Below are 25,514 nucleotides of genomic sequence, written 5' to 3'. Positions count from 1 at the left end.
GTGGATGAGCGAAGAGACTGGCGAACCCGCCCATCACGACGACGAGGGGTCGAGCGAGCAGGTAAAGCAGCTCGACGCCGCCATCGAGCGGCTTGCCGCCGCCAATGCCATTGCCGAGGTCTCTCCCGTCTTCGAGGTCATCGAGGCGGCACGCCCCCTGATGTCCGATGACATGGGTCTGCAAGCCCTCTATGCGCGCGTGCCGGCGATCGAGGCCGCCGGGTTCTTCGGTGGCAGCGACTGGGACTCCCCCCAGACACTGGTGCCATCCCTCGCCGTGCGTACCGTGCGTCATGGCGACCCGGTCGCCACCCTGGTCGAGAGCCTGAGCCAGATTCGCCTGCTGGCCGTCGCCAAGGGCGACTATTCCCACCCTTCCATCTCGGCGGAGCACGCGCAGAACTTTCTCGCCCAGGTGATGGCCATGAACCTCGATCTCGTGGTCGGCGACCTGCACGAGGGCGACCGGCTGCGGCCTGAGCGGCTCGGCTACGCCGTCCAGGCCCTGTATCGCTACCTGCTGCGGCAACTGGGGTACGAGAACCTGCTGGAGCACCTGGTGGCCGAGGTGTGGCGCATCCTGGCGCAACGCCCGGTCCAGGTGGAGGGCGTGAAACAGATGGTGACCCAGATCGCCTCCTGCCTGCCCAGACTGGATGATCGGCCGGATGCCATGGCCGGCGAGGTCGGGGACGACGCCCTGCAGCTGATCAACGCCGTGTTCAGCCCCACCGAGGGCTGCCGCGAAGACCCCGGCCTCGAGACGTATGCCGAGCGTCTGGCGAGCATGGACGACGCGGCCCTGCTGCAGGAGGCCATTGCCTTTGCCCAGGCCATGCACAGCACCGGCCTGGTCTCGCCCTACATGCCGGGGTTCATCCGTTACCTGCGCAGCCGCTGGAACGCGCTGATCCCCACGGCACTGGGCCTGAGTTATACGGGAGCGGACGCCTTTCACTGCTACCCGGCGCTGATCCACGCCCTGATCGATGAGGCCCTGTTTGCCGAGACCAGCCAGGCCGCCTACGGCCTTGCCATGATGCTCGAGCGGGGCATCCTCTACTCGCCGCCGGTGGCCCCGTCGCTATGGCGGCAGCTGAGAATGACCTTGTGCGAAGCCGCAGCGGAGAAGGTCGTGGCAGTCTTCGGGCAGCGTCGCTCGCCGGAATGCTTCCTGCTCGCCGACGTTCTCAATGTGCTCGGCCGCCCGCTGGGCGTGGGCCAGGGGAACTACCCCACCTGCCAGTCGACACGCGCCCTGTCCATGTGGGCCTTCAATACCCCGGCCGACCTGCTCCGGGTCGTCGCCTGGGCGGCGCGAGACGACGAGATCGTGATGCGCTTCGAAGGTCACAGCATTTCCTCCCGCGACCTCGGTGCGGGACTGGCCAGCGAGCCTCCCGTGGATGTGGACGCCGTCTCCCTGCTCACCGTGCCGCACCTCGATCGCATCTACTTCGAGATGGGTCGCCGCAGCGCCGGGCGCGGGGAGGATCCCCACAAGTGGGTCAATGCCGAGTTCCATGGCGATCATGTGGGCCATGGCTTTCGCATCGCGGTCGATGTGTTTACCGGCGGCCTGAAGGACTTCGAGGGGTTTATCCGTGACTTCTATGCGGCCTATCACCCCTTCTACAACGGCAACATTCCGGTGATCAATCCGCAGCCGGCGGGCATTGCCGTGACCGATAGCGCCACGCGTTTTCTCGGCTGGCACGCCATCACGATCCAGCGTCTTGCGCTCGACCCGAGCCAGGTCATGCGGGTGTACTTCTTCAATCCCAACAACGACAGTGGGCAGGACTGGGGACAGGGCATCGTCACCTCGACCCAGGGCAATGGCGAACGCTTCGGTGAGGCCTCGCTGCCGGCTGCCCAGTTCACGTCGCGACTCTATGTCTTTCATTACGACCCGCTCGAGAAGGGCGAGCCGGCCGATGTACCAGACGATGAAGTGTATCGGGCCATGCATCTGGCTCGGGATAGCTGGGCGTCGGGGCGGTAGCCCGACAATGCCTGGCACTCAAGCTCGACACTACCGCTGGAATTCGAGCCTCAACTTCCTGCGCTACGCAGAAGGAGAACAACGTATGTCGACTGTATCGGAAACCCCGGCCGCCAAGGACGTTTCAAGCTGGACAGACCCGACACTGGATTCGGTCCGCGGCACTGAAACCCCCAAGGACCCCAACAAGGGCTACATCGCGCTGCTGGGCTGGAGCGTCAATGCCATCAAGGCCGCGCAGAAGTTTGACCGCCGCTATGTCGTGGTGGCGCCGGACTGGGCCGCCGATTTCTGCGAGGCCAACAAGATTCCCTACATTCAATGGGATTTTATCCGCCTGAACGACCGCTCCATGGAGATTGCGCAGACACTCAAGGAGGAAGGCGTCGACGTGGCCATCCCGCTGTTCGAGGAAACCGTCGAATGGTCGGGCGCGATCAACTCCGTGCTCATGGACAGCCCCCGCATGTACGGGCAGTCCATCCTGTTTCGCGACAAGGCCCTGATGAAGCGCCGTGCCCAGCTGGGCGGCATTCGCGTGGGGATCTTCGAGGAAGCCCACGAGAAGGATGACATCGTCCGCTTCATGAAACGCGTCAACCAGACGCTGCTCAAGCTCGATGGCGACCCCGATGACCCGATTCACGTCAAGGCCTTCGACAAGGCGGGCTGTCTCGGGCACCGCATGATCCGCAAGATCGACGAGATCGACAGCATTCCGGCCGAAGAGTATCCCTTGCTGATGGAAAGCCACCTCGACGGCTGGGAGTTTGCGGTCGAGGCCTGGATCCATGATGGCGAGATCAAGTTCCTCAACATCTCCGAGTACGTGACCCTGGGCTATTCGGTGTTCGTTCCGGCCACCCGGGAGCTCGAGAGCTGGCGCGATGCCATCACCAAGCAGATCGAGAAGTTGATCAAGACCTTCGACATCCGGTTCGGCCTGATCCATCCGGAGTACTTCGTGGCGGCAGACGGCGAGATGTATTTCGGCGAGGTCGCCTATCGCCCGCCCGGCTTCAAGGCCTTCGAGCTCATCGAGCGGGCCTACGGCTTCAGCCCCTACCAGGCATCGATGCTGGTCTTCGACCCCAAGAGCACCAAGGAAGAGGTCGAAGCCTTCTTCCCCCGCGAAGTGGTCGACGCGAAGGGCTATGCGGGCTGCTTCGGCGTCTACCCGCGGCGGCGTGTCGTCAGCAAGCTGGAGATGCCCAAGGAAACCATCGAACACCCCTACTTCGAGTCCCACGAGCTGGTGGCGCCCACCGAAGAGACGGTGCCGGACCGCTCGGCGTTCGGCACGCACTGGGGCCTGGTGTTCTTCTTCGGTGACGATCCGATCAGGATGCGGGACCTGCTCAAGGCACAGGAGGAGCTGGACTTCTACGTCTGATAACTTCTTGACGCCCGCCTCTTTGCGAGGCGGTAAATGAGCAAGGGCAGGGCCTGCGCCCTGCCCTTTTCATGCCTGTCGATCCACCATCCGATCGCCTGACTAGCGTGCCATGTCGACCACCACGCGCCCGCGCACCCGACCGGCGAGCAACTCGCCCGCCGTGTCGATGGCCTCCTCCAGGCCGATCGTGCGGGTGATGGCGTCGAGCTGCTCGGGGGCCAGCAGCTCACTGAGCCGGCGCCAGGCCTCGACGCGATCCTCGTAGGGGCGCATCACGCTGTCGATCCCTACCAGGGTCACGCCTCTCAGGATGAAGGGAGCGACGGTGCCCGGCAGGTCCATGCCCTGGGCCAGGCCACAGGCCGCGACGGTTCCGCCATAGCGGGTCCCGGCGAGGACGTTGGCCAGGGTGTGGCTGCCCACCGAGTCGATTGCCGCCGCCCAGCGCTCCTTGGCCAGGGGACGCCCCGGTTCGGAGAGCGTCTTGCGATCGATCACCTCCTGGGCCCCGAGTCCCTCGAGGTAGTCGGCTTCCTCCAGGCGTCCGGTGGAGGCCACGACCTTATAGCCCAGCCGCGCCAGGAGCGCGATGGCGTAGCTGCCGACGCCCCCGTTGGCGCCGGTCACCAGCACCTCGCCCTGATCCGGCGTGACACCCTGTTTCTCCAATGCCATCACCGAGAGCATGGCGGTATACCCGGCCGTGCCGATGGCCATGGATTGCCCGGCTCTGAAGGCCGACGGATGAGGGATCAGCCAGCGACTGTCCAGCCGGGCCTTCTCGGCCAGGCCGCCCCAGTGCGTTTCCCCGACGCCCCAGCCGTTGAGGAGTACGGCGTCACCGGGCCGGTAGGCGTCGCTGGACGAGCTCTCGACCGTCCCCGCCAGGTCGATCCCCGGCACCATGGGAAAGGCGCGCACCACCGGCCCCTTGCCGGTGATGGCCAGGGCGTCCTTGTAGTTGAGCGTGCTGCAGTCGACCCGCACCGTGACGTCCCCCTCGGGGAGTCGTGACTCGTCGAGCGTCTCCAGCGACACGTGCTGGCCGTCGTCTTGCTTGTCGATCAGGATTGCCTTGAACATCGTGCACCTCGTTGATATGCCCATTTATAGACCGATCGTCTACATGAAGACATGGAAACACCCCCGGCCTAGCGGGGCAGCCCTTCCATGTACGTCGTGATGAAGGTTTCGAGGGGATGGGCGCTTTCCTCCAGCCGGGCGCGCATCACCGCCCCTTCCCAGCCGATCCAGAAGGCCTCGGCGAGCCTGTCGCAATCCGCCTGGCCATCGAGCTCACCGGCCGCCTGGGCCTCGCGCAGGCAGCGCGCCACCCGCTGCTGCCAGTCGGCGAGGGTCGCCCGCAGCCACTGCCGGTAGCCTTCGGGCAGCCGTCCGGCCTCCTGGCCCAGGTTGCCCACCAGGCAGCCCCGGCGAAAGTGGTGACGTTCCATGCCGGCCCTGGCGTCGGCGACGAAGGCCGCGAGGCGCTCCAGGGGCTGGCGTGAGCCGTCCAGCAGGTGCTGGTCGAGCTTGTTGGCGAAGTAGGCGCCGTAATGCTCCATGACGGCGCGCCCGAAGGCTTCCTTGCTGTCGAAATAGTAGTAGAAGGAGCCCTTGGGCACCCCGACGCGCCGCAGGATGCCGTCGATGCCGGATGCGGTGAAGCCCTGTTCGGTCAGCACCTCGAGCCCGCTGCGGATCAGGGCCGCGCGGGTATCCGGGTCGTCGCGGGAGACCCTGGGCGGTCGACCACGGCGTGGCTTGGGAGAAGCGGTCGTCTGCGTCATGCCTTTAATATAGACCGATCGTCTATAAATTCAAGTCACCCAACAGCCAGCCCCTTGCGTGGCGGACATCCGACCGTTAACGCCCGAATCCTGGCGTCCAGCATGCCTCGCCCATTGCGCCGCATTGACAGGCACCGTCGGCCACGCCTACTATCGATAATCATTCTCACCGATAGGCTGTTGCCGGGTCGGCCATCATGACGCCCGAACGTCCCAGGATCACCACCACCGTCATCTTCCTGCAGGTCTCCTTCCAGGCCATCAAGCACTCCATGGCCGGCAAGGCGAGCGACGGCCTGCCCTGCTGGCTCGACGGCAGGATGCTGCGGATGCTCTGTCGTGACCTCAAGGCCTGTCGCGACCAGGCCATGGCCCATGAGGAGGCCCATCGGGCCCTGGAGGCCGCCTGTTCCCAGTGCGAGGAGCTGCTCGGCCACTGCCCCGGCGGGCTGGACAGCACCCTCTGCCACCGTCACCTGGATGCCATCCTGGCCGGATTGCAGCGCGCCCTCGTCGCGCTTTCTCCCCCGCCGGACGCCCCGACCGGCCTCTGGTACAGCGCCACCCGACACCTCCGCGAGGGCTGGCGCCGCCTCTCCTGAGTTCGGTGAACAGCCTTTCTCGCGGCCCTCGTTCCGCTCCCGCCGCCGAAACCGGCTCGTGCCCTCGGCTCAGGCCGCCTGTTACCTCGGTATCACGGCAATATCAGCCGGACCGGGCTCGCCCCGGCGCTATAGTTCTGATGATGGTCCAACCCGATTCGCGCCCCTGCGGCAAGCATTGGGGCGCTTTTCGTGTCATGCGCCTGCAGGCGCATGACACGACGTTTCCTGGAGGAACAACCCATGCACGGCATCCTGTAGGGAAGCGTCATCGCGGCGGGGCTGGCCTCGGCCTGCCTGCCGAGCTCGGCGACATGGGCATCCACTACCTGCGCCCGGACCTGCTCGGCCTCACCGTCACCGCTCCCCGGGTCGACGGCACCGGGACCCATACCGACTTCATGAACCCCGCCATCCTGCTCTACGAGCCCCAGGCGAATGGCTCCCTGGTGCTGGTCGGCGTCGAGAACCTGGTGTTCCGCAAGGCCTGGGAGGCCGCGGGCCATGGTGCGCCGCCGACCCTTGCGGGCCGCAGCTGGGACTACATGGTCGACGACCCGGATACGCCCACCGAGGAGGCCCACCACTTCGAGCCGCACTACGACCAGCATGTGTGGTTCCGCGACAACGCCAACGGCAACCTCGAGCCCTTCAACCCGGCGGTGGCCTGCAACTCCTGGAACGCTTGAGAATGCGAGGGAGCCCCCTGGAGGATCGCCCCTCCTGCCCCGACCCAGCCGACTCGGCGCGCCGCCCGCGCCGAGTCGGCTTGCCAGGCCCGATACCCATGGGGTTAACCGCTACTCTCCCGCCACGAGCCGATAGCCCAGCCCCTCGAGGCAGCGTCGCTGCGATGACGCCGGCGCCATCGACAGGTCATCGGCATCCTCCAGATCACCGGCAAGCACTGCCACGCCTGCCTCGCCATGGGCATACAACAGGCACTCGACGCATCGCCGGCATCCCCAGGCATCACCGCCCCTGCCATCCGGCGAGATATCGAGTTCATCGGCTCCTCCGCCGACCTGGATGGCCTCCAGCGGCCAGAAGGTGACGGGCTCGTCTCCCGCATCCAGGCCGCGGCCAAGGGGTGAGCCACACACCAGCAGCGTTACGGCGCCGCAGCGACACGCGATTTGCCCGTAGGGTCCGTTACTCATGGAATACTCCCTGTCGAGAGAGGGTCAGTCTGAATTAGGCATCCACACTAGCGGTCAACGTCGACCAAGCCTACGAGAGAGGGATAGAGCTGACGTTACCTTTCTCCTGGCTAGCTGTGATCTCTCGGTAGGCTTGGGGATGGAAACGGCAGGCGCACCGCACTGTGCCTGCCCGATGAAATCTCCATGTCTCGCCCCTATGCTGGAAGGTAACCCAACCCCAGGGAGAGCGAACGATGATCACCGAGACAGACCGAGAACACCTTGAGCGCTGCGTGGAACTGGCGGAGGAAGCCCTGGAGGCCGGTGACGGGCCGTTCGGCTCGGTGCTGGTGAGTGGCGATAGCGCGGTGCTGGTGGAGGACCACAACCATGTAGCCGGTGGGGATGCCACCCAGCATCCGGAGTTCTTCCTGGCGCGCTGGGCTGCGGAGAACCTGACGCCCGAGGAGCGCGCACGGGCCACCGTTTACACCTCCGGCGAGCATTGCCCCATGTGTGCGGCGGCCCACGGCTGGGTGGGGCTGGGGCGAATCGTGTATGCCAGCTCGTCCGAGCAGCTGGTGAGCTGGCTGCAGGAGCTGGGCGTGACCCCGCCACCGGTGCGCCCGCTGCCGATTCGGGAGGTGGTGCCGGACGCAGTGGTCGAGGGCCCGGTGCCGGAATTCGCCGAGCGCATCCGCGACCTGCATCGCCGGCTGCACGATGCCTGACGCCACTATTCGCCGCGCCGGCCGAGGATCCGGTAGGCGCGGGGCATTCCTTCATCGTCATCGGCCCGGGTCGCCTGAGCCTCGATCTGGCCCTTCAAGGTAGAGGCGCCGGCGGATGCCGAGGCTTCGAGGGAGACCCGCAAGGCCCTTCGAGTCTCGCCGATGGCCTCGATCAGCTGGGTCTGCTTCGCCGGCCGATGGAGCGCTTCCTGCACCTTGAGCATCGCGTACTCGCTTCCCACGATGCCGGCCAGGCTCACGGCAGTGGCCACCGTGCCCACCACCAGTGCGCCCGGGCCGGCAGGGGCAGCGACCGCCGAGGCGGCGCCACCGGCGGCCAGTGAGCGCATGCCACCCGCCCCAAGGCGTGACACCAGGGTGCGCAGGGCCAGGCGGCTGCCCTGTGCTGCGGCGGAGGCGCCGAAACGCCGGGCCAGGGCACGCCCCGCCAGCAGGCTGGCACCGCTACCCCCCACGGCGGCGGTGCTCCAGCGTGCCGTATCCAGGCCATCCCGCAGGGCCTCCTGCAGGACACCGTCCAGGTCGAGTGCATGGACGCGGCGCTCTCCCTCGCGTTCCGGCGTCACCTGTTGCGGGGCGTAGCGCGCCTGGAGCGTGGCCACCATCTCGTCAGCCAGGGCCTGCTGTTCGCTGACCAGGCGACGGGGATAGGCCGCCTGGAGGTCCGCCAGGGCGGACTCGAGCCCGGTTCTCTCGACCAGCCGCCTGTGGAGCTGCTCGTCCAGCCAGGCATCCAGGTCACCCATGAGCGCCACGCCGAGCCGCGTGTAGCTGCCGACGGGCGAGTAGTACCAGTCCAGATAGTCCGGCACCGCCGACTCGAGGGGGGCGAAGGCGCTATCCAGCCGCTCGTCCAGCCAGGGGCGCATGCGTGCCTGGAGTCGCTCCTCCGTCTCCATGGCGAGAGCCGAGAGATCTCGTGAGAACTCGGCATGGGTCTCGGCATCCAGGGTCAGCGACTCGCCGGCCACGATCACCCGGTACAGCGGCGCCTGGCTGCGTGACGCCAGCCAGCCCTGGCCGAGCTCGAACAGCACAAGCAGTGCCATGACCACCAGCAGCGACACCACCCAGCCGCGCCAGGAGCGCAGCCCGAAGGCCAGTCGATCGATCGACGATCGGATGACGTGAGTCATCACGGCTCCTCCTCTCGGCCGGTGCAGGAGGCCTCGCGGTGCGGCCGAGGCCCTCCCCGGCGCAACGCCTCGGCGCCGACCAGCAGGCGCACATAGGCCCAAGCGAAGGTGCTCTGGATGAGCAGCAACAGCAGCCAGCCCAGTATCGCCACGGGCGTGGCGAGCCGGAACCGCTCCACGGCATTCTGCATGCTCCAGTGCTGGGTGATCTCGGCCACGGTGGCCAGTCGCTCGAAGAATCCCAGCACGGCGCCCCCCGAGGGGTCCGGGAAATGACGCGCGATCGCCTCCTCCCAGCCGAGCCCGACCAGCCACGGCTGGGGCAGCCATAGGGCGGCCACCACCAGAAGCAGAGTCAGCAGGACAGCGGCCGGCACGACCACCAGGCGGCGGGTCACCGCCGACAGGTGGTCGGCGATGACATGGCGGGCCAGGCGTCGACGCAGCAGGTGCAGCGCCACCATCAGCCCTGGCACCCCGGCCAGCAGCAGGGGCCAGAGGACGGGTGAGAGCAGCCGCAGCTTGACCAGCAGCACCAGCGCCAGCAACGCGCCCATGAGCTGGTGGCGCACCACCATCATCGCCCCACCCCGCAGCCAGCCGTGCCAGGGCGAGTCATCGCGCAGGTACTGCTCCAGCCAGGCACGACGCCGCAGCCGGGCGGCCTCCAGGCTGCCGGCCACGATCAGCTGGGTGGCCAGCACCCAGACCGGCAGGAACAGCACGCCGGCAAGCGCCCCGCCCGACAGCGACCAGACCAGCAGCACCAGCGCCGTCAGGATCAGGTGGGCGTGGCGCCAGAGCGGCGCGACTCGCTGCCAGCGCCCTGCCATCAGGCGAGCGGCGAGAGGGCCTGTTCGACGAATGCCTGGCAGCGCAGCCTGGCCGGCCGGTCCTGCAGCCCTTCCCAGTAGGCCTCGAACTCGGGCCGGCGGGGAATGGTGCCGAAGTGCATGCCCCAGCCGAGGTGCGAGCCGACATAGACATCGGCCGCGCTGAAGGCCGTGCCGGCGATATGACGCCTTCCCTCGAGGGCGCCCGCCAGGGTCTCGATGACCGTCCAGTAGTCGCCGCTGCCGAGTTGCTTCTGCTGCTCGGCCGTCGGCTGAATGCCGAGGGTGTTCAGTGAGATGGCGGATTCCAGGGGCCCGGCCGCGAAGAACAGCCAGCGGTAGTAGTCGCCCCGGGCGGCGGGCGGCGGCGCCAGGCCTGCCTCCGGGAAGGCATCGGCCAGGTAGGCACAGATGGCCGCAGCCTCGGTGACTACCACGTCGCCGTGGCGGATCGCCGGCACCTTGCCCATGGGATTGAGGGCCAGGTAGTCCGGCGACTTCATGGCGGCGCCATACTCGAGGGTCACCGTGCGATAGGGCACGCCGAGTTCCTCGAGCATCCAGTGGACGATCCCGCCCCGGGAGAGCGGGTTGGTGTAGAAGGTGAGCTCGGCCGGCTCACGTGGGGCGGGTTCGGCCAGTGCCGCGGGCGGCAGCACGACCTCGGGCGGCAGCACATAGCCCTGGCCGGGCGCATTGACCACCTCGACCCCCACCGCCCGCAGCGCGGCGACATCCTGGTAGAGGGTGCGCAGCGTGATCCCCAGCCGCTCGGCAAGCTCGGGCCCGCCGAGCGGGCCAGCGTGGTGGCGCAGTTCCCGGATCAGGTCTTGCAGGCGCGTCGTTCGTGACATGGACGATTCCTCGTGCGCGTGGCAGTGACTCGCCGCCTCGGGGCGTCGAGGCGATCATCATGCCTCCGTCACGGCGGCGGTACCAGTCACGCGGCCAGGGGTCGACATGCCACCGAACCGGGGCCGGCTCACAGCCCCTGCGCACCCCGGCGCAGCCAGTCATGCACGAAGGCAAGCTTCTGGCGTGCGGCATCCGAGAGCACGAAGGGATAGAGGTCGGAGAGCCCCATGGAGCGATTGACGTGGTTGACCCCCGCCACCAGGCTGGCCGCGACATGGATCAGGCGGTCGGCGTCGGGTTCCATGTACGGGTCCCAGCCGGGGCTCGGCAGCTCCGGCGAGGAGAGGCCCGTCGCGACGAAGCTGTCGGTAATGTCCGTCAGGTGCAGCAGGTGGGCGGCGGTCTCGGCCCAGTCCTCGTGGGGATGCGCGGAGGCGTAGGTGGTCAGGAAGCGTAGCCTCCAGTCGGGCGGCGGGCCGTCATGGAAGTACCGCTGGAGCGCGGCGGGGTAATCCGCGCGCTCGTCGCCGAACATGGCCCGGAAGGCGTCGAGGAAGTCCTCGCGCAGGCTGAGGCGCCACCACAGCATGTGCGAGATCTCATGGCGCATGTGGCCGATCATGGTGCGATAGGGCTCCTCGAGCGCTTCCCGACGGGTGGTACGCAGGACCGGGTCCGCCTCCGCCACGCTGATCGTCACCACGCCCCCGACATGGCCCATGGGCACCGGGGTATGGCCCTCCGCCAGCATGTGAAACACCGGACGAGCGCCGGGATCCTCGGGGCGGAACCAGTGCCAGCGCCCCAGGTTGTCGAGCACCCAGCGCTTGGCGGCCTCGGTCTTCGCCCAGTTGGGCATGGCATCGGGGATGGAAGGATCCGGCGCCAGCGCGGTCATGGCGCAGGATCGACAGAAGGCCCCCGGCTCGGGAGCGATCCAGTTGCAGCCGATGACGTCGCGATTCACGCAGAACGGCGGCATGGGCAGGAAGGCCCTGGCCTGGGGGTCATAGGCGACGGGCGTTCCCTCGGCGGTGGCGAGGTTATCGAACCAGAGGGACCCGGCACCGACCGGGTTGGCAAAGACACGCATTAGGCAGTCACTCCGCAGTTACCGCAAGGCAGAAGGCCCGACGCTCCAGGCCATATCGTCCTCCTTCCGCGACTGCCGATCAAACTTCTCCGGCAAAGTAGGGCGGCAGGTGAAAAAAGGTGGCGAGGAACGCCCCGCCGCCTGTCGTTCGTTACCGCTCGAGTGAGTCCGGGACTCGCATCAGATCTCGAAGCCCAGGCCGAAGTCCTCGGCGCTGATCGCCATCAGCGGCTCGGCACCGGCTTCCAGCGCCGCCTTGTGGGCGCGGGTGCGCGGCAGCAGGCGCTGGTAGAAGAAGCGCGCGGTATCGAGCTTGGCGCGGTAGAAGGCGCCCTCCTCGGTGCCCTCGGAAAGCGCCATCCGGGCCTGTTTCGCGGCGCGGGCGAAGAGGTAGGCCAGGGTCGCGTAGCCCGAGTACATCAGGTAGTCGACGCTGGCCGCGCCCACCTCTTCGCGGTCGGTCATGGCCTTCATGCCGATGGCCATGGTCATCTCGCCCCACTCCTGGTTGAGCTTGGCCAGCGGGCGCACGAACTCGGCGAGTTCACTGTTGCCCTCCTCGGCCTGGCAGAACTTGTGGATCTCCTTGGTGAAGGCCTTGAGGCTCTCGCCCTGGCTCATCAGCACCTTGCGGCCCAGCAGGTCGAGGGCCTGGATGCCGGTGGTGCCCTCGTATAGGCGGGTGATGCGGGCGTCGCGCACCAGCTGCTCCATGCCCCACTCCTGGATGAAGCCGTGGCCGCCGAAGACCTGGACACCCTCGTTGGTGGCCTCGAAGCCCACCTCGGTGAGGAACGCCTTGACGATGGGGGTCAGCAGGCCCAGCAGGGTCTCGGCGCGCTCCTTCTCGGCGGCGTCGCTGCCGTGCTCGACGATATCGATCATCTGCGCGGTGTAGAGGGTCAGCATCCGGCCACCCTCGGCGAAGGCCTTCTGGGTCAGCAGCATGCGGCGCACGTCCGGGTGGACGATGATCGGGTCGGCGGCCTTATCCGGCGCCCTGGGGCCGGAGAGTGCGCGCATCTGCAGGCGGTCGCGGGCATAGGCCAGGGCGTTCTGGAAGCTCGCCTCGGTGAGGCCCAGGCCCTGGATACCGACGCCGATGCGGGCGGCGTTCATCATGGTGAACATGCAGGCCAGCCCCTTGTTGGGCGCCCCCACCAAGAAGCCTTTCGCCGCGTCGAAGTTCATCACGCAGGTGGCGTTGCCGTGGATGCCCATCTTGTGCTCGAGCGACCCGCACACCACGCCGTTGCGCTCGCCCGGCTCGCCCGCTTCATTGGGGAGATATTTCGGCACCACAAAGAGCGAGATGCCTTTCGAGCCCTCCGGGGCGTCGGGCAGCTTGGCCAGCACCAGGTGGACGATGTTCTCGGCCAGGTCGTGCTCGCCGGCGGAGATAAAGATCTTGGTGCCGGTAATCTCGAAGGCGCCGTCGGCAGTGGGCACCGCGCGGGTCTTGATCAGGCCGAGGTCGGTGCCGCAGTGGGGCTCGGTCAGGCACATGGTACCGGTCCAGGTGCCCTCCACCAGCCGGGTCAGGTAGGTGGCCTGCTGCTCCTCGGTGCCGTGGTGGCGCAGGGCGTCGGCGGCGCCGTGGGAGAGCCCCGGGTACATGCCCCAGGCCAGGTTGGTGGAGCAGACCATCTCGTTGAGCACCATGGCAAGCGATGGCGGCAGGCCCTGGCCGCCGTGCGCGGGGTCGGCGGCAAGGCTCGGCCAGCCGCCCTCCACGTACTGGGCGTAGGCCTCCCTGAAGCCCTTCGGCGCCTTCACCTCGCCGCCCTCCAGCAGGCAGCCTTCGCGGTCGCCGCTCTGGTTGAGCGGCAGCAGCACCTCGCGGGCGAAGCGCGCGCCCTCCTCCAGGATGGCGGCGACCACGTCGGGACTCGCCTCCTCGCCGCCCGGCAGGCGGGCGTAGTGGGCCGGATAGTCCAGCATCTCGTCCATGACGAAGCGGATATCGCGCAGGGGGGCCTGATAGTCGGGCATCTCGATCTCTCCAGTTCCACGGCCGGGCCGCAAGGGGCACCGAGTCATAGGGTCGCGAAGGCGGCGAGGGCCGCTTTCAAACATGTGTTTGAAATTATCCCTCATACTGGATGCAGTCAAGCGTTCGTTTAAAAGCTTCAAGTGACAAGGTACAAGGCGCCAGGGATGCCACCCAGGCGCAAGATGAAAAAGGGAGCAAGCCAAGGGGTTTCCTTGAAGCTTGCTCCTTGTGGCTTGCGGCTGGCCGAAGGCCTTATTGCATGCGAATCCCGCCGTCCAGGCGGATCACCTCGCCGTTGAGCATGGCGTTGGTGATGATCTGCTCGGCCAGGCGAGCGAACTCCTCGGGCTTGCCGAGCCGCTTGGGGAAGGGAACGGCGGCGGCCAGGGCCTGGGCGGCCTCGTCGGGGATCTCGCTCATCATGGGGGTCTCGAACACCCCGGGGGCAATGGCCATCACCCGCACGCCGTGGCGCGAGAGCTCGCGGGCCGCGGGCAGGCTCATGCCCACCACGCCGGCCTTGGAGGCGCTGTAGGCGCACTGCCCCACCTGGCCATCCATGGCGGCGATGGAGGCGGTGTTGATGATCACCCCGCGCTCACCGTCCTCACCCGGGGCGTTCTTCGCCATGGCGGCGGCGGCCAGGCGCATCACGTTGAAGGTGCCCACCAGGTTGATCTGGATGGTGCGATTGTAGGCCTCGAGGTCGGCGGGGTTGCCCTCGCGGTCGACGAGCTTGCCCACGCTGACCACCCCGGCGCAGTGCACCACGCCGGCGAGGCCGCGGCCATCGCTGAGCTCCACCGCCACATCGACGGCCGCCTGGATGTCCTCGCCGGAGGTGACGTCGCCATGCACCGCCCGGGCGGCACCGCCCAGGCGCTCGGCGTGGGCATCGACGGCATCGCTCAGGTCGCAGAGCACCACCCGGCCGCCGGCGGCGACCAGCCGCTCGGCGGTGGCCGCCCCCAGCCCGGAGGCGGCGCCGGTAATCAGAAAGGTATTGTCCTTGACTTTCATATCGGTGTCCTTGGGTTACTTGGCCGGCGCCGCATCCGCCTTGTCGACGGCATCGGCGCGCAGCTTGAAGCGCTGGATCTTGCCGCTGGGGGTCTTGGGCAGCTCCTCGACGAACTCGATCACCCGCGGGAAGGCGTGGGTCGAGAGGCGCTCGCGCACCTGCTTGCGGATCTCGTCGGCCAGTTCGTCGCTGGGCTCGAAGCCCTCGCGCAGCACCACGTAGGACTTGATGATCTCGCCACGGATCTCGTCGGGCTGGCCCACGGCGGCGGACTCCGCCACCGCCGGGTGGGTCATCACGCTGTTCTCCACGTCGGTGGGCCCCACGCGATAGCCGGCGGTGGTGATGATATCGTCGTCGCGGCCGGCGAACTGGAAGGTGCCGTCCTCGTTGCGGATCACCACGTCGCCGGTCAGATAGTACCCTTCGGCGAAGGGGTGCTTCTCCTGCCAGGTGTAGCCGGCGAAGAAGTGCGCCGGGGAGTTCTCGATATCCACCGCCAGCACGCCGGGCTGGCCCGGGGGCAACTCGTTGTACTCGGCATCGAGGATCGCCAGGCGGTAGCCCGGCATCGGCACGCCCATGGCGCCGACATGCTTGGGATGGTCCAGGGCATGGTGGTTGTTGCAGGTCATGCCGGTCTCGGTCTGGCCATAGTGGTCCATGACCGGGCAGCCCAGGGAGCGCTCGACCCAGGTCACCACCTCGGTGTTGAGCGGCTCGCCGGCGGAGCTCGCCGCGCGCAGCTCGAGGGTCTGGTGGGCGTCATCGAACAGGCCCGAGGCCTTCATCAGCCGGTAGGCGGTGGGCGCGGCCGCGAAGTTGGTGATGCGGTGGCGCTTCATGAAGGCCAGGGCGCCCTCGGCGGAGAAGCCCGCCTCGCAGAAGTGGGTGGTCACCCCCAGCAGCAGCGGCCCGGCGATGGCGTAGTAGAGACCATAGGCCCAGCCCGGGTCGGCCATGTTCCAGAAACGGTCGGTCTCGCGCAGGTCGACGGCCAGCTCCATGTAGAGGGCGAAGGCCGGCATGCCGGCCAGCGGCACGGCCACGCCCTTGGGCTTGCCCACGGTGCCGGAGGTGAACATCTGCAGGAAGGCCGCGTCGCGACCCAGGCGCGGCGGCGTGGCCTCGATCGGCGCATGTGCCAGGGCATCAGCCCAGTCCAGGTCGTCGCCGTGGTCGGCATCCGGGCCACCTACTGCCAGCACCGGCGGGCACTGGGTCAGGCCGTCGAACTTGAAGCGGTTGGCGTGATCGGTGATCACAAGCCGGGTGTCGGCGCGACCCAGGCGGTAATCCACCGCGTCCGGGCCGAAGGCGGTGAACAGCGGCTGGTAGACGGCGCCGATGCGCCAGGTGGCCAGCACCGCCACCAGCAGCTGCGGCGAGCGCGGCAGCATGCAGGCGATGCGGTCGCCCACGCCCAGGCCGCGCTCGGCGAACCAGCCGGCGAGCCTGGCGCTTTCGGCATCGAGTTCGGCGTAGGTCAGGGTGTTGACCTGGCCCCGGGTGTCCTCATGCACCAGGGCCAGGACGTCGCCGCGGCCGGCGCGCAGGTGGCGCCCGCAGCAGGACTCGAAGGCGTTGGCCTTGCCGTCGCGATGGTCATCGAGGCGCGCGATGACGTCGTCGATGGAAAAGGTCTCGAGGTAGCTCTGGTAGTCGGGAAGGGTGCTCATGTACTGCCCTCTCGCGGTTTGTGCTTGTTGTGGCGGCAAACAAGGTTGGTGGCGATCAATGCTGGCGACGAAGGAAACGGCAAGCGCCGACGCTGGCGTGCACGCCCACCTTCTGGTTAGATGCAGTTGACGTAAGCGTCAACCTAGCAAGCGCTAGGTACAAGCTAGAGGCTCCCGGTGAACGGGGCAACCCCTGAACGGCAGGATGGGACTAGACGATGGTCGAGCGTGGCGGACCGACGGCGCCCGGGAGGTCAGGCGCGATGGGTGATCATGGCGACCAGCTCGTGGGCCAGGTCATCCGGGGAGCGCGGGCCGGCGGGATCGTACCAGCGCACCGTCCAGTTGAGCGCCCCCATCACGAAGCGAGCCACCAGGAAGCGGTCGCCATGGATCAGCCCTTCGGCCAGGGCCGCGTCGATCACCTCTTCCCAGAGCGCCTCATAGGCATCGCGCAGGTGGCTCAGGTGGTCCCGGGCCTCGGGGTCGAGGCGGCGCCACTCGTAGAGGGCCACCACATGGGCATTGCGGTCGGTGAGCAGGGTCTCGAGGTGCGCGCGCGCCATGGCCTGCAACCGTGCCTCGGCAGAGTTGTCGCACTCCTCGAGGGCCGCCTTCGCGATGACCAGGGCGTTCTGGGTCCCCTCCTCGATCACCGCCGCCAGGATCTCCTGCTTGTCGCGGAAGTGATGGAAGAGGCTGCCGGACTTGATGCCCATCTCCTGGGCGAGCATGCGCACCGTGGTCCGGTCGAAGCCCTCCTGGACGAACAGCTGGGCGGCCTGACGGGTCAGCTCCTTGCGGCGCGGTGAGTCATTCATTACATTCATCGAGATTTACACTAGCGCTTGCTTGGTTGACCCTGAGAAAACCACAGCCCCGCGGACGGGTCAACGCGGCGCCGTCCGAGATAACGGCCACAATGACAATGCGGTCCCGCCCGGGACCGTAACGCCACACCGGAGAGCCCATCATGAGCCAGTCCAACGATATCGTCTTCCTCTCTGCCGCACGCACGCCCATGGGCGGCATGCTGGGCAGCCTTTCCAGCCTTACCGCCCCGCAGCTGGGCGCCACGGCGATCCAGGCCGCCATCGAGCGCGCCGGCATCAGTGCCGACAGCATCGACGAGGGCATCATGGGCTGCGTGCTGCCCGCCGGCGTCAAGCAGGGCCCGGCCCGCCAGGCCATGCGCCAAGCCGGCATTCCCGACGCCATCGGCGCCACCACCATCAACAAGCTGTGCGGCTCGGGCATGAAGGCCGCCATGCTGGCCCACGACCTGATCCGCGCCGGCAGCGGCGAGGTGATGCTCGCCGGCGGCATGGAGTCCATGTCCAACGCGCCGCATGTGCTGACCAAGGCCCGTGCCGGCTATCGCCTGGGCCATGGCGAGCTCAAGGACCACATGTTCCTGGATGGCCTGGAGGACGCCGAGACCGGCAAGCTGATGGGCGTCTTCGCCCAGGACGTCGCCAGCGATCGCAACTACGGCCGTGAACGCCTGGACGACTTCGCCATCGCCTCGCTGGAGCGTGCCATGGAGGCCACCAACGCCGGCCACCTGAAGGCCGAGATGGCGCCGGTCACCGTCACCAGCCGCCAGGGAGAAAGCGTGGTGGACCACGACGAGCAGCCCTTCCAGGCCAAGCTCGACAAGATCCGCTCGCTGCGGCCCGCCTTCGCCAAGGACGGCACCATCACCGCCGCCAACTCCAGTTCCATCTCCGACGGTGCCTCGGCGCTGATCCTGGCAAGCCAGGCAGCGGCCGATCGCCTGGGCGCCAAACCGATCGCGCGGATGCTGGGCCACAGCACCCACTCGCGCCACCCCAGCGAGTTCACCATCGCCCCGGTGGGCGCCATCGACAAGCTGATGAAGAAGCTCGACTGGGGCGTGAATGACGTCGACCTCTTCGAGATCAACGAGGCCTTCGCCGTGGTGACCCTGATGGCCATGGACGACCTGGGCCTGCCCCACGACAAGGTCAACGTCTTCGGCGGCGCCTGCGCCCAGGGCCATCCCATTGGTTCCACCGGCTCGCGGATCATCGCCACCCTGATCCATGCCCTGCGCACCAGGGGTGGCAGGCGCGGTATCGCGAGCCTGTGCATCGGCGGCGGCGAGGCCACCGCGGTGGCGGTCGAACTGGTCGACTGATGGAGAGCGTCACGCTCGACACCCCGGCGGGCGGGCTGCATGCCGCCCGCTGGCGTCCCGAGACGAGGGAGCCAACGCGCAGACCCATCGTGCTGCTGCACGACTCCCTGGGCTGCGTGGCGCTATGGCGGGACTTTCCCGCCAGGCTCGCCACGGCCAGCGGCCGGGAGGTGATCGCCTACGACCGCCAGGGCTACGGCCAGTCGGCGCCCTATCCGGGCCCGCAACCCTCCAGTTTCATCGCCGACGAGGCAGAGGCCTTCCACGCGCTGCGCGAGCACTTCGGGCTCGCGCGCTTCGTGCTCCTCGGCCATAGCGTGGGCGGGTGCATGGCGGCCGAGATCGCCGACCGGCATGCCGACGGCTGCGAAGTGCTGATCACCGTGGCGGCCCAGGCCTTCAACGAGCCATGCACCCTGGCCGGCATCCGCGAGGCGGAACAGGCCTTTGAGCATCCCGCCGCCATGGCGCGACTGGCGAAGTACCATGGCGACAAGGCCGACTGGGTGTTGAGAAGTTGGGTCGACAACTGGCACTCCGAGGCCTTCGCCGACTGGACACTGGACGGCGCACTGCGTCGGGTAACCTGCCCGACACTCGCCCTCCATGGCGAGCACGACGAGTATGGCTCTCGGGCCCAGCCCGAGCGCATTGCCTTGCTCACCCCCGGGCCGAGAGCGCCTCATATCCTGGCCGACTGCGGCCATGTACCCCACCGCGAATGCCCGGAACGGCTGACCGCCGCCCTGCTGCCCTTCCTGGCCGATCCCACCTCGGCCTGACACTCAGCGCTTCGCCCCTCACCCCCTGGGCGCCGCCAGGCGATCCAGGCGCAACCGCTCGCGGCCATCGAACAGCCGTCGACTGCCCGCGGCCACCGCCGCCAGGGTGCCGAAGCCGGTCCCCAGGGTGATGGTGAACATCACCAGTATCTGGTATTTCACCGCCAGCGCCGGCGGGCTGCCGGCGAGTATCTGGCCGGTCATCATGCCCGGCAGGCTGACCACCCCGGCGGCCGCCATGGCATTGATCATCGGCATCAGGCCGCTGCGCATCGCCTCGCGGCGGATGTCGCCGACCGCCTCCTGCCAGCGCTGGCCCAGCATCAGGCGGTTCTCGATCACCGCTTGCTGTCGCCAGGCGGTGTCGGTCAGCCGATCCAGTGCCAGGGCCACCCCGGTCATGGTGTTGCCGAGCATCATCCCCAGCAGCGGAATGGCGTACTGCGGCCGGAACCAGGGCTCGGGGCCGATGATCACGGTGAGCGTCAGCACCGTCACCGTGAACGAGGAGAGAAACATCGCCAGGGTGCCGATGCCGAAGGCCCAGCCGCCCAGCAGGCGACGCCTCTGGCGGGCCATCACCTCGCGCCCGGCGATCAGCAGCATGCCGAGCGCCATCAGCGCCACCCACACCAGCCGCTCGGCCGCAAAAAGCGCCTCCAGCACCAGGCCCACCAGGGCGAGCTGGATCACCGTGCGCGCCGCGGCGACCAGCAGGCTCCTGCCCATGCCCAGCCGTGCCACGGCCGTGCAGGCGGCCAGCGCCACCACCATCAGCGCCGCCAGGGCCAGCTGCCACCACGCCAGTTCGATCACGCCCATGTCGCCACCTCGACGAGCTTGGTCCCATCGATGCGCCAGTGGCGATCCGCCACCCGCTGGATCTGTCCCGGGTCGTGGGCGACCCAGATCACCGGCCAGCCCCGCTCACGGATGCGCGCCATCAGCCACGCCTCCACCCGGCGGGTGGTCACCTCGTCCAGGTTGGCGGTAGGCTCGTCAAGCAGCAGTGCCGAGGGCGCGCGGCTGATCGCCCGCAGCAGGGCCAGCCGCTGCTTCTCCCCCGACGAGAGCCGCGCCACCTGCCACTCCAGGACCTCGGCGGTGAAGCCCAGCGCTTCGAGATCCGCGGGGGCAGCCTTTGCCATATGCTCGCCCACCCTGTCCGCCCACCAGTGGCTCTCGGCCGGCACCAGCATCACTTGCGCCCGCCAGGCATGGGCCGGCAGCGACGCCTGGTCGATATCGCCCAGCCAAACCTCGCCGCCGTGGGGCTCCAGGTCGGCCACGGCGCGAAGCAGGCGACTCTTGCCCGAGCCACTGGAGCCGGAAAGGCAATGGATCTCGCCGGGGGCGAGGGTCAGGCTCACCCCGGCGAGCTCTCCGACGGTGAGACGCTCCAGGTGCAGGGCATCGGTGGCGGTCAAGGCAGCCTCCAGGCAGAAGGGAATGGCGGCGATGGTAGCAGCTTGCCCCGCCGAGGGGAGTCAGCTTCACGCGACGCTTTCCGGACCGGGACATCGAGAATGCCTACCGTCTGCTCGATCGGGTGGGACTGCTCGAGCATGCCGACAAGCGCGACGACGCCCTTTCAGGTGGCCAGCGACAGCGGGTGGGCATCGCCCGGGCCCTGGCCCGGAGCCAGAGCGGCTACTGGTGGACGAGCCCACGGCGCGCCTCGACCCCAGCACCAGCCGCCAGATCATGCGGCTGATCACCGAGATATGCGCCGAGCGCCTGCTGCCCGCCATCATCAACATCCATGATGTCCTCCTGGCCCAGCAGTTCGTCAACAGGCTGATAGGTCTGCGCGCCAGTCACGGCCGGTGACGTTGAGTATATACGATAATCCATATATTATCGGTGGCGACAGATCCGAATTCATCGAACCGTCTCACCGGATACACCGTGACAAGCACACCACCGAACGACCTACCCAATATCGATGGCGAACGGTTCCGGGTCCCCGATGCCGGGAGCCTCAGCCTGCCCGACAGCGGCGAGCACGCCCCGCGCATCCTGCTGCTCTACGGCTCGCTCAGGCAACGCTCCTTCAGTCGCCTGGTGGTGGTGGAAGCCGCGCGGCTGCTGCGCGCCATGGGCGCCGAGCCCCGCATCTTCGACCCGCGGGGCCTGCCGCTGCCCGACGCCGAGGAGGCGACCCACCCCAAGGTGGCGGAACTGCGCGAGTTGGCCGAGTGGGCCGAAGGCATGGTGTGGTGTTCTCCGGAGCGCCACGGCGCCATGACCGGCATCATGAAGGCACAGATCGACTGGATCCCCCTGGCGCTGGGGGCGGTGCGTCCCACCCAGGGCAAGACCCTGGCGGTCATGCAGGTGTGCGGCGGCTCCCAGTCGTTCAACACGGTCAACCAGCTGCGGGTGCTGGGGCGCTGGATGCGCATGGTGACCATCCCCAACCAGTCCTCGGTGCCCAGCGCCTTCAAGGAGTTCGACGACAACGACCGCATGAAGCCCTCCCCCTTCTATGACCGCATCGTCGACGTCATGGAGGAGCTGGTGAAATTCACCCTGCTGGTGCGCGGCCGCAGCGAGGCACTCACCGACCGCTACTCCGAACGCAAGGAGTCGGCCGTAGAGCTCTCCGCGCGGGTCAACCAGCGCGCCATCTGACAGGAGTCACACCATGAGCACACGGCAGGAATCACGGTCTCCCAGCACGTCCGAGGGCATGGGGTGCTTCGAACGCTTCCTCTCGGTCTGGGTGGCGCTGGCCATCGTCGCCGGGGTGGTGCTCGGCCAGCTCGCCCCTGCGGTGCCCGAGACGCTCTCGCGCTTCGAATACGCCCAGGTGTCTATCCCGGTGGCGATCCTGATCTGGGCGATGATCTTCCCGATGATGGCGCAGATCGACTTCTCCGCCGTGCTCGGCGTGCGCCGCCAGCCCAGGGGGCTGATCATCACCACCACGGTGAACTGGCTGATCAAGCCCTTCACCATGTTCGCCATCGCCTGGTTCTTCCTGACCGTGGTGTTCGCGCCGCTGATTCCCGAGCCCCTGGCCAGCCAGTACCTGGCCGGTGCCATCCTGCTGGGGGCAGCCCCCTGCACCGCCATGGTCTTCGTATGGAGCTACCTCACCCGCGGTGACGCCGCCTACACCCTGGTACAGGTCGCCCTCAACGACCTGATCATGCTGTTCGCCTTTGCCCCCATCGTGGTCTTCCTGCTCGGGGTCTCCAACATCCCGATACCCTGGGATACCGTGGCGCTGTCGGTGGTGCTCTACATTGCCATCCCCCTCACCGCCGGCGTCGTGACTCGCCGTACCCTGATTGCCCGCCACGGCAGCGAGTGGTACGACAACGTCTTCATGAAGCGCATTGGCCCAGTGACGCCGATTGGGCTAATCGTGACCCTGGTGCTGCTGTTCGCCTTTCAGGGCGAGGTGATCCTCGAGGCGCCGCTGCATATCGTGCTGATCGCCATCCCGTTGATCCTCCAGACCTTCCTGATCTTCTTCATCGCCTACGGCTGGGCCAAGGCCTGGAAGGTGCCCCACAGCGTGGCGGCCCCCGGCGCGATGATCGGCGCCAGCAACTTCTTCGAGTTGGCCGTGGCCGCCGCCATCTCGCTGTTCGGCCTTCAGTCCGGCGCGGCGCTGGCCACGGTGGTGGGCGTGCTGGTGGAGGTGCCGCTGATGCTGGCGCTGGTGCGCATCGCCAACCGGACCCGGCACCACTTCCCTGAGGCCGAGACCCAGGGCGCTGCCGAGACCAGGGGCTGACCCATGATGGCCATCGAGATCAGTGATCGGGCCCGGGAGAGGCTGCACAGGAAGGGAGCCGTAACATGCGCGAGGAATGGGAGCGCTACCAGTCCTGGATCTACCTGCTGTGTATAGTGGCGGGCCTGGCGTTCGGCCTGGCCCGCCCGGACCTTGCCGGCATGCTCGAGGCTGGCCTCTGGCCGCTGCTGGGGCTGCTGCTGTATGCCACCTTCACCCAGATTCCTCTGGTTCGCATCGCCGATGGCTTTCGGGACTGGCGCTTTCTCTCTGCCCTGCTGGTCGGGAACTTCCTGGTGATCCCGCTGGTGGTGGGCGGGGTGGTATCGGGACTGCCGCTGACGCCGGCCATCCAGGCCGGGATATTGCTGGTGCTGCTGGTGCCCTGTACCGACTGGTTCATCAGCTTCACCCACCTCGGCAAGGGGAATACGGCCAGAGCCATCAGCGCCGCGCCTCTGCTGCTGCTCATGCAGCTGCTTGCCCTGCCACTCTATCTATGGCTGTTCCTCGGCAAAGACTGGCTCCAGGTCGCCGTTGGCGCTCACCTGGTCGGCGCCTTCGCGGGCCTCATCCTCGCTCCCCTGCTGCTGGCATGGGTCACCGAGCACCTGGCCGCACACAACCCTCGGGCCGGGCGACTGATCCATGGCCTGGGCGTCCTGCCGGTCCCGCTGCTGGCCCTGGTGGTCATGGTGATTGCGGCCTCTCAGGTCAACGCCGTGATAGAGCTTCGGGACGTCCTGCTTCAGGTCCTGGCGGTGTTCGTTGCCTACCTGCTCTTCGCCGCCTGCCTGGGCAAGCTGCTCGGCCAGCTGTTTCGGGTCGACATCTTCCAGGCCCGCACCCTGGCCTTCAGCTTCGGGACCCGCAACTCCTTCGTGATGCTACCGCTGGCCCTGACGCTGCCGGAGGCCCTGCAGGCCACCGTGGTGGTCATCGTATTCCAGTCGCTGGTCGAGCTGTTCGGCATGGTGGCTTACCTGAGCTGGGTGCCGAGCAAGTTGCTACCGGAGCCCCCTGGCGCTTGATGCTCGTCAGGAGGGGAGCAAATCGCGCTGGGAAATATGGGCCTGGCGCGGGCCATCGGCGCCATCGTCTTCGCGGTGGTGATCGGCGTGATCATGCACCTCATCTATCGCCGCGAGGAGCTGGCACGCAGTCAGCAGAGTGCTCACGGCTTCGGCGCCGATGACGAGGGACGCCCGCTGGGCCAGGTAGCGGCCTTCTTCGGCCTGATGATCGGCATTCTGGTATTTGCCAACTGGGCCGCGGCCGACAGTCCCACCTGGATGGTCATCCACGCCTGGAAGTGGCAGATCACCGCGGCGCTCGGCGGGCTCTTCGCCCTGCTGCTGATGCGCCGCTGGGGTTGGCCGCTGCGCCAGGTGGCGGTGCTGGCCGGCGCCGTGGCGATGGCCGCCCTGCTGGTGCCGCGCGTGCCGGAGCTGGCCTTCGCGGTGGGCATCATCGGCATCATGCTGATCGCCACCCTGCGCGACGACGACCGTGAGTGGGCCGAGCAGAGCTGGGACTTCACCAAGCAGATCATGCCGCTGCTGCTGGCCGGGGTCTTCGTGGCCGGACTGCTGCTGGGCGGCTTCATGTACTTCTCGACCCTCACCGAGGTACCCATCGTCCAGGGCCTGATCGGCAACGGCATGGGCAAGGGCCCGGCGCTGGCGCTGCTGCTGGCCGGCCCCGCGCTGTCGCTGCCCAACATGCTGGTCATCCGCACCATCATGGGCACCCGGAAGACCCTGGTCTACTGCACGCTGGTGGTGGTCATGGCGACCCTGACCGGCTATCTCTATGGCCAGCTATGGCCCTGACCCCTGTCACCAGGGTCCGAACATCCACGAGGAGAATCCCATGAAACTGAGCATCTACGGCAAGGGCTGCAAGAAGTGCGAGCAGCTGACCGCCAACGCCCAGCAGGCCGCCGAGACCCTGGGCCTTACGGTGGAGATCGAGAAGGTCACCGACATGAATGCCATCATCGACAAGGGGGTGATGCGCACCCCGGCACTGGGCATCGACGGCGAGGTGGTACTCGAAGGCAAGGTGGCCAGCCCCGAGGAGCTCGAGGCACTGCTCAAGGCCTGAGCACGCCAGCCTTCGAGAATTGACTGGCCGCGAACTGCCTGACCCGTATGAGCCGCCGCTCCCCTCACCCGGGCAGCGGCGCCATCTCACCTTTCAGGCGGTGCTGGGTCATCCACCAGTCCCGCGGCTCGCAGCCGCTCCCTCAGGCGCTGGTTCTCCTCGATCAGGTCGGCGGCCAGGGCGGCGAGTTCAGGCGCTGCCTCGAAGTCGCGCTCCAGCTGACACATTCGGCGGGCACGAGTCAGGTCATGACTGGTGAAGCGCCAGCTCGCCACATAGGGTGAGCCATCGGCCAGCAGGCCGCTCTCGATGCGTTCGATCACCCAGTCGGTGTCTACCGAGCAGGCACGGGCCAGATCCTCGAGGGTCAGGGTCACCTCGTCGACCAGTTCACCGCTGACGATATGCTGCTGGGCCATG

Annotated in this window: 26 protein-coding genes and 1 pseudogene; 13 read left to right on the top strand and 14 right to left on the bottom strand. The window is 67.7% G+C overall.

From position 1 onward, the window contains the following. Positions 1-4 precede the first annotated feature (4 nt). Entirely contained in the window at positions 5-2,005 is a 2,001-nt protein-coding gene (locus SCI24_RS00380) for a hypothetical protein (RefSeq protein WP_318723393.1), read from the top strand. Between the two features lie 85 nt (positions 2,006-2,090). Then, positions 2,091-3,398: a carboxylate--amine ligase gene (locus SCI24_RS00375; RefSeq protein WP_318723444.1), complete on the top strand. Its 1,308-nt coding sequence runs from the start codon at positions 2,091-2,093 to the stop codon at positions 3,396-3,398. 102 nt (positions 3,399-3,500) lie between these two features. Here the strand turns inward: SCI24_RS00375 and SCI24_RS00370 are convergent, their stop codons facing one another. Further along, positions 3,501-4,484, bottom strand: coding sequence for an MDR family oxidoreductase (locus tag SCI24_RS00370; protein ID WP_318723392.1), 984 nt, complete (start codon positions 4,482-4,484; stop codon positions 3,501-3,503). 68 nt (positions 4,485-4,552) lie between these two features. Continuing rightward, on the bottom strand, positions 4,553-5,191 hold the full coding sequence (locus SCI24_RS00365; protein ID WP_318723391.1) for a TetR/AcrR family transcriptional regulator: 639 nt from the start codon (positions 5,189-5,191) through the stop codon (positions 4,553-4,555). Positions 5,192-5,388: 197 nt separating this feature from the next. On the opposite strand from SCI24_RS00365, the gene SCI24_RS00360 reads away from it, so the two are divergent. Next, positions 5,389-5,793, top strand: coding sequence for a hypothetical protein (locus tag SCI24_RS00360; protein WP_318723390.1), 405 nt, complete (start codon positions 5,389-5,391; stop codon positions 5,791-5,793). A 314-nt stretch (positions 5,794-6,107) separates the two neighbouring features. Beyond that, the gene (locus SCI24_RS00355) at positions 6,108-6,482 is read left to right on the top strand and encodes a hypothetical protein (protein WP_318723389.1); all 375 of its coding nucleotides are present in this window, start codon (positions 6,108-6,110) and stop codon (positions 6,480-6,482) included. A 111-nt stretch (positions 6,483-6,593) separates the two neighbouring features. On the opposite strand, the gene SCI24_RS00350 is transcribed toward SCI24_RS00355, so the two are convergent. After that, positions 6,594-6,953, bottom strand: coding sequence for a hypothetical protein (locus tag SCI24_RS00350; protein ID WP_318723388.1), 360 nt, complete (start codon positions 6,951-6,953; stop codon positions 6,594-6,596). A gap of 236 nt (positions 6,954-7,189) precedes the next feature. On the opposite strand from SCI24_RS00350, the gene SCI24_RS00345 reads away from it, so the two are divergent. After that, a complete protein-coding gene (locus tag SCI24_RS00345) occupies positions 7,190-7,666 on the top strand; it encodes a nucleoside deaminase (RefSeq protein ID WP_318723387.1) in 477 nt (158 codons plus the stop codon). A 5-nt stretch (positions 7,667-7,671) separates the two neighbouring features. Here the strand turns inward: SCI24_RS00345 and SCI24_RS00340 are convergent, their stop codons facing one another. From SCI24_RS00340 to SCI24_RS00305, 8 genes are all read right to left on the bottom strand, one after another. Beyond that, entirely contained in the window at positions 7,672-8,823 is a 1,152-nt protein-coding gene (locus SCI24_RS00340) for a hypothetical protein (protein ID WP_318723386.1), read from the bottom strand. Next, positions 8,823-9,656, bottom strand: coding sequence for a hypothetical protein (locus SCI24_RS00335; protein ID WP_318723385.1), 834 nt, complete (start codon positions 9,654-9,656; stop codon positions 8,823-8,825). Before SCI24_RS00335 ends, SCI24_RS00340 begins: the two co-directional genes overlap by 1 nt. Beyond that, positions 9,656-10,510: a glutathione S-transferase family protein gene (locus SCI24_RS00330; protein ID WP_318723384.1), complete on the bottom strand. Its 855-nt coding sequence runs from the start codon at positions 10,508-10,510 to the stop codon at positions 9,656-9,658. The genes SCI24_RS00335 and SCI24_RS00330 overlap by 1 nt, the downstream gene beginning before the upstream one ends. Positions 10,511-10,638: 128 nt before the next feature. Further along, entirely contained in the window at positions 10,639-11,604 is a 966-nt protein-coding gene (locus SCI24_RS00325; RefSeq protein WP_318723383.1) for a putative zinc-binding metallopeptidase, read from the bottom strand. 180 nt (positions 11,605-11,784) lie between these two features. Beyond that, entirely contained in the window at positions 11,785-13,596 is a 1,812-nt protein-coding gene (locus SCI24_RS00320; protein WP_318723382.1) for an acyl-CoA dehydrogenase C-terminal domain-containing protein, read from the bottom strand. Between the two features lie 253 nt (positions 13,597-13,849). Beyond that, positions 13,850-14,617, bottom strand: coding sequence for an SDR family NAD(P)-dependent oxidoreductase (locus tag SCI24_RS00315; RefSeq protein ID WP_318723381.1), 768 nt, complete (start codon positions 14,615-14,617; stop codon positions 13,850-13,852). A gap of 15 nt (positions 14,618-14,632) precedes the next feature. Further along, positions 14,633-16,297 (bottom strand): AMP-binding protein, encoded by a 1,665-nt coding sequence (locus SCI24_RS00310; RefSeq protein WP_318723380.1) that lies wholly within the window; start codon positions 16,295-16,297, stop codon positions 14,633-14,635. A gap of 254 nt (positions 16,298-16,551) precedes the next feature. Next, positions 16,552-17,118, bottom strand: coding sequence for a TetR/AcrR family transcriptional regulator (locus SCI24_RS00305; protein ID WP_318723379.1), 567 nt, complete (start codon positions 17,116-17,118; stop codon positions 16,552-16,554). 152 nt (positions 17,119-17,270) lie between these two features. Here SCI24_RS00305 and SCI24_RS00300 point away from each other — a divergent pair, with 152 nt between their 5' ends. Both SCI24_RS00300 and SCI24_RS00295 read left to right on the top strand, forming a co-directional pair. Next, positions 17,271-18,458: an acetyl-CoA C-acyltransferase gene (locus tag SCI24_RS00300; protein ID WP_318723378.1), complete on the top strand. Its 1,188-nt coding sequence runs from the start codon at positions 17,271-17,273 to the stop codon at positions 18,456-18,458. Next, a complete protein-coding gene (locus SCI24_RS00295; RefSeq protein WP_318723377.1) occupies positions 18,458-19,240 on the top strand; it encodes an alpha/beta hydrolase in 783 nt (260 codons plus the stop codon). The genes SCI24_RS00300 and SCI24_RS00295 overlap by 1 nt, the downstream gene beginning before the upstream one ends. Before the next feature lie 18 nt (positions 19,241-19,258). Here SCI24_RS00295 and SCI24_RS00290 read toward each other — a convergent pair whose 3' ends face one another. Beyond that, positions 19,259-20,062 carry an ABC transporter permease gene (locus tag SCI24_RS00290; RefSeq protein WP_318723376.1) on the bottom strand — a complete coding sequence of 268 codons (804 nt, stop codon included), beginning with the start codon at positions 20,060-20,062 and terminating at the stop codon, positions 19,259-19,261. Further along, positions 20,053-20,667 carry an ATP-binding cassette domain-containing protein gene (locus SCI24_RS00285; RefSeq protein ID WP_318723375.1) on the bottom strand — a complete coding sequence of 205 codons (615 nt, stop codon included), beginning with the start codon at positions 20,665-20,667 and terminating at the stop codon, positions 20,053-20,055. The genes SCI24_RS00290 and SCI24_RS00285 overlap by 10 nt, the downstream gene beginning before the upstream one ends. Before the next feature lie 62 nt (positions 20,668-20,729). Here SCI24_RS00285 and SCI24_RS00280 point away from each other — a divergent pair. The 6 genes and pseudogenes from SCI24_RS00280 to SCI24_RS00255 all read left to right on the top strand — a co-directional run. Continuing rightward, positions 20,730-21,055 (top strand): annotated as a pseudogene (locus SCI24_RS00280) (ATP-binding cassette domain-containing protein); the annotation flags it as partial. A 93-nt stretch (positions 21,056-21,148) separates the two neighbouring features. Further along, complete coding sequence (gene arsH / locus SCI24_RS00275; RefSeq protein WP_318723374.1) at positions 21,149-21,874, top strand: arsenical resistance protein ArsH; 726 nt, start codon at positions 21,149-21,151, stop codon at positions 21,872-21,874. A 13-nt stretch (positions 21,875-21,887) separates the two neighbouring features. Then, entirely contained in the window at positions 21,888-22,988 is a 1,101-nt protein-coding gene (gene arsB, locus SCI24_RS00270; RefSeq protein ID WP_318723373.1) for an ACR3 family arsenite efflux transporter, read from the top strand. Between the two features lie 65 nt (positions 22,989-23,053). Next, positions 23,054-24,019 carry an arsenic resistance protein gene (locus tag SCI24_RS00265; RefSeq protein ID WP_318723372.1) on the top strand — a complete coding sequence of 322 codons (966 nt, stop codon included), beginning with the start codon at positions 23,054-23,056 and terminating at the stop codon, positions 24,017-24,019. 36 nt (positions 24,020-24,055) lie between these two features. After that, positions 24,056-24,820: a permease gene (locus SCI24_RS00260; RefSeq protein WP_318723371.1), complete on the top strand. Its 765-nt coding sequence runs from the start codon at positions 24,056-24,058 to the stop codon at positions 24,818-24,820. Between the two features lie 40 nt (positions 24,821-24,860). Beyond that, positions 24,861-25,094, top strand: a complete 234-nt coding sequence (locus tag SCI24_RS00255; protein WP_213312467.1) for a thioredoxin family protein — start codon at positions 24,861-24,863, stop codon at positions 25,092-25,094. An 86-nt stretch (positions 25,095-25,180) separates the two neighbouring features. Here the strand turns inward: SCI24_RS00255 and SCI24_RS00250 are convergent, their stop codons facing one another. Continuing rightward, the gene (locus SCI24_RS00250; protein ID WP_318723370.1) at positions 25,181-25,513 is read right to left on the bottom strand and encodes a chaperone modulator CbpM; all 333 of its coding nucleotides are present in this window, start codon (positions 25,511-25,513) and stop codon (positions 25,181-25,183) included. Position 25,514 lies beyond the last annotated feature (1 nt).

It is taken from the genome of Halomonas sp., assembly GCF_033549285.1.
Lineage (GTDB): Bacteria > Pseudomonadota > Gammaproteobacteria > Pseudomonadales > Halomonadaceae > Halomonas.
This window is presented reverse-complemented; position numbering and strand designations above follow the sequence as displayed.